The sequence below is a fragment of the Anaerovibrio sp. genome (assembly GCF_051866355.1).
Lineage (GTDB): Bacteria > Bacillota > Negativicutes > Selenomonadales > Selenomonadaceae > Anaerovibrio.
This window is the reverse complement of sequence record NZ_JBJDWZ010000055.1, coordinates 1-3,294: the sequence shown is the minus strand read 5'-3', so window position 1 is coordinate 3,294 and position 3,294 is coordinate 1. Positions and strand designations below refer to the sequence as shown.

Sequence of the window (3,294 nt, the reverse complement as noted above, 5' to 3'; positions counted from 1 at the left end):
AGTACCACCTGCCATGCAGTTATCATCGCCAAGTCCAGGGCGATTCCTACGGTTGTAGGCATCGAGCACAAGACGGATGAGATTCCGGAGGGGGCCAAGGTGGTTCTGGACGGGCACAAGGGACTGATTATTATTGATCCTGATCCGGCTACCCTGCTGGAGTATATGGAAAAGCTGAAGCAGCAGAGGGAGGCAGAGGCCCGCTATGCTGCACTGCGTGACCTGCCTGCTGTTACCAAGGATGGTGTGGAGGTTCAGCTGGCCGCCAACATCGGCAGCCCGAATGATGCCGCCAATGCCGCCAAGTATGGCAACAGGGGCGTCGGACTGTTCCGTTCCGAGTTCGTGTTTATGGGACGGGAGGACATTCCATCCGAGGAAATGCAGTTTGAGAGCTACAAGAAGGCTATTGAGGCGTGCGACGGGGAGCTGTGCGTTATCCGTACCATGGATATCGGCGGTGACAAGCCATTGCCTTACCTGAATATCCCTCATGAGGATAATCCGTTCCTGGGTTATCGCGCTATCCGCATCAGCCTGAACCGCCGTGATTTGTTTATGCCGCAGCTGAAGGCTATTCTCCGTGCGGGCATGTTCGGCAAGGCCGCCATCATGGCGCCGATGGTTGTAAGCGTTGATGAGATTCTCCGCCTGAGGGCCTTTGTCAGAGAGGCCATGCAGGAGCTGGAGGATGAGGGCAAGGAGTATTCCAAGGGCGTACAGCTTGGCATTATGGTTGAAACGCCTGCGGCGGCTGTTATGACGCCGACCTTTGCCAAGTATGTGGATTTCTTCAGCATTGGCACAAACGATTTGGTTCAGTATACCTTGTCTGTAGACCGTGTAAATCCGAATGTGCATTATCTCTACAATCACTTCCATCCGGCTGTGCTGCAGCTTATTCATCGTACCATCAAGGCTGCCAACGACCACGGCATCTGGGCCGGCATGTGCGGCGAGATGGCCAGCGACCCGTATGCGGCTGTCATCCTGATGGCTATGGGCATCAACGAGCTGAGCATGAGCGCGCCATCTATTCCTCGCGTCAAGGAAATGATTCGTTCCGTGACCTTTGATGAGGCAAAGGCGCATCTGGAAAAGGTAATGGAGATGGAGACCGGTGAACAGGTTCTCAAGTATCTCCATGAGGCTATGGAACGCTGATAACTGTGGATAAGTAACAGGTTATACACAGGAATAGTCCACAATGTGAATAGTTTTGTGGATAAGTTTAATAAATCCTGTTAAAAACTTAAGCATGAGAAGAGAAGCGGCTGTTCCGGCGTTGTCCGGGCGGCCGCTTTTGGCGTGTGCGGCCTTATTTTTGTGCGGGGTTTATGCGCATGGGGCCCTGTTCCGGCGGGCTTCGTTGCCGCTAGGCTGTCCTGTGTACAGCTTTATTTGTTGCGCAGCTTTATTTTTTGTGCAGCACATAGTAAAATAGGCGTTGTAGATATTGTGTGATTTGGCGGGGGATGCAGTATGCGGATATTTAAAAATGACTGGGAACAGTATTTGACGGAAGAGATGCAGAAGCCGTATTACCGGGAACTGCGGCAGTTTCTGATTAATCAGTACAGGTCGGTGCAGGTTTTTCCCGGCATGTATGATATTTTCAATGCCCTGCACTATACCAGCTATGCTGATACCAGGGTGCTGATACTGGGGCAGGATCCTTATCATGAGCCGGGGCAGGCGCACGGGCTGAGCTTTTCGGTGCTGCCCAATGTGCCGCCGCCGCCGTCCCTTTTAAATATTTTCAAGGAGCTGGAGACGGATATGGGCTGCCGCAGGCCGAACAACGGCTGTCTGGAGCCCTGGGCGCGTCAGGGCGTGCTGCTTCTGAACACGGTGCTGACGGTGCAGGCGCATCGTGCCAACTCCCATCGCGACAAGGGCTGGGAGATTTTTACGGACAGGATTATTTCCCTGCTCAACGAGCGGGAAAAGCCTGTGGCCTTTGTGCTGTGGGGTGCGCCGGCGCGGCGCAAGAGGGCCATGATTACCAATCCGCGGCACCTGATTATTGAATCAGCCCATCCAAGCCCGCTGTCGGCCTTTCGCGGTTTTTTTGGCAGCAGGCCTTTTTCCAGGGTAAATCGTTTTTTGGAATCCATTGGCGAAAAGCCGATTGACTGGCAGCTGCCGGATGTGTGAGCGACAGCGGAGCTGTGCAGGAAGCAGAAAGGGCGTGAGATGTGCATGAAGGTTGTTATCCGGGCGGATGCGTCGGCCGCTATAGGCAGCGGGCATGTGATGAGGTGCCTGACCCTGGCCGGACAGCTGCGGAAGAATCAGGGGGCGGATGTGGTGTTTGTGATGCGTGAGCTGCCCGGAAACCTGATTGAGCTGGCGGAGAGGGAGGGCTTTTCGGTGCTGATCCTGCCGCGGGCAGAGAAGAATGATGCCCTGCAGGGCTATGAAAAGTGGCTGACTGTGCCGGTGGAGCAGGATGCGGCGGAAACCCTGTCGGCTGTGCGGCAGTACGTGGGAATGGCGGACAGGCTGGTGGTGGACAGCTATGCGCTGGATTATCGCTGGGAATCCCTTTTGCGTCCTGTTGTCAGGGAAATCATGGCCATAGATGATCTGGCTGACCGCAGGCATGACTGCGATATTCTGCTGGATCAGAATTTTTATCTCGACAGGGACAGCCGTTACCAGGGACTGGTGCCGGAGCACTGCCGCCTGCTGCTGGGGCCGGAGCATGCCCTTTTGCGGGAAGAGTTTTACGAGGCGAAAAAGCATCTGCGGCGGCGTGACGGGCGGATTAAGAATATTCTGGTTTTCTATGGGGGCAGTGACCTGACGGATGAAACCAGCAAGGCCGTCCGGGCACTGGCTCTGGTGCATGAGGAAGCGGCACGGACAATGGGCAGGACCGCGGGCGGCCTGCAGGAGAATTTTACCGTGGATGTGATTGTGGGGCAGTCCAATCTGCGCCGCAAGGAGGTGGAGCGGCTCTGCAGCCGGTATGATTTTGTGTCGTATCACTGCCAGGTCCGCAACATGGCGGAGTTCATGAATAAGGCAGACCTTATGCTGGGGGCAGGCGGCTCTACCACATGGGAGAGGTTGTTTCTGCAGTTGCCTGCGCTGGTGACGGCTATAGCGGATAATCAGGTGCAGGGATGCCGTGACTGCTCTCAGGCAGGGCTGATCGAATATCTGGGGCTGGCAGAGGATGTGACCTCCGAGCTTCTCGCCGCGGCTGTCAGGAAAAAGCTGTTTGCAAGATAATTGTTATATGATAAAATAATTCTGGAAGGATAAAGTCCCTCTCTGAAGCACAAG

The 3,294-nt window shown here is 55.0% G+C and carries 3 protein-coding genes; all 3 read left to right on the top strand.

The features are described from left to right. Nucleotides 1-1,164, top strand: a 1,164-nt coding sequence (gene ptsP, locus ACI3UA_RS03240; protein WP_439723393.1) for a phosphoenolpyruvate--protein phosphotransferase, incomplete at its 5' end; no start/stop codon positions are given. A 318-nt stretch (nt 1,165-1,482) separates the two neighbouring features. Beyond that, on the top strand, nt 1,483-2,157 hold the full coding sequence (locus ACI3UA_RS03235) for a uracil-DNA glycosylase (RefSeq protein ID WP_439723392.1): 675 nt from the start codon (nt 1,483-1,485) through the stop codon (nt 2,155-2,157). Nucleotides 2,158-2,202: 45 nt separating this feature from the next. Then, the gene (gene pseG, locus ACI3UA_RS03230; protein WP_439723391.1) at nt 2,203-3,240 is read left to right on the top strand and encodes a UDP-2,4-diacetamido-2,4,6-trideoxy-beta-L-altropyranose hydrolase; all 1,038 of its coding nucleotides are present in this window, start codon (nt 2,203-2,205) and stop codon (nt 3,238-3,240) included. Nucleotides 3,241-3,294: the final 54 nt, after the last annotated feature.

What these genes read in the sequence shown, in the direction of transcription:
- ACI3UA_RS03235 (WP_439723392.1), top strand. Translation starts at nt 1,483, where the DNA reads ATGCGGATATTTAAAAATGACTGGGAACAGTATTTGACGGAAGAGATG.
- pseG (WP_439723391.1), top strand. Translation starts at nt 2,203, where the DNA reads ATGAAGGTTGTTATCCGGGCGGATGCGTCGGCCGCTATAGGCAGCGGG.